Below are 335 nucleotides of genomic sequence, written 5' to 3' on the forward strand. Positions count from 1 at the left end.
GCAGTCTGCTGGCCGACTTCCTTGCCGTTGACGTACAGCACAACGTTGTCCTGGTTGGAGTAGACCTTGATCTCGGTGGTATCGCCTGCGCGCTGTGCATGGCGGCGGCCGGCGATGTGGACCATGGGCAGCTTGGACCAGTATGCCTGGTAGACAAAGTAGCTGTCCTTCTTGGTCTTGCGGTCAATGGTCATCAGGCCCTTGTTGTTGCGGCCTGCAACGCCGCCCTCGTGGCGGGCAGCACCGCCAAAGTCGAACATGTTCCAGCAGTGGGTAGCCCACACCCAGGGACGATCCTCGAACACCTGAGCCAGATGCTCGTGGTACAGTGCCTG

At 60.6% G+C, this 335-nt stretch carries 1 protein-coding gene; it reads right to left on the bottom strand.

The features are described from left to right. Positions 1 to 335 (bottom strand): DUF4982 domain-containing protein (locus P0G09_RS16390; RefSeq protein ID WP_342760548.1); only part of this gene is annotated, 335 nt, incomplete at both ends.

This window comes from Faecalibacterium sp. DFI.5.82, from assembly GCF_029076575.1.
Classification (GTDB): Bacteria; Bacillota; Clostridia; order Oscillospirales; family Ruminococcaceae; genus Faecalibacterium; species Faecalibacterium duncaniae.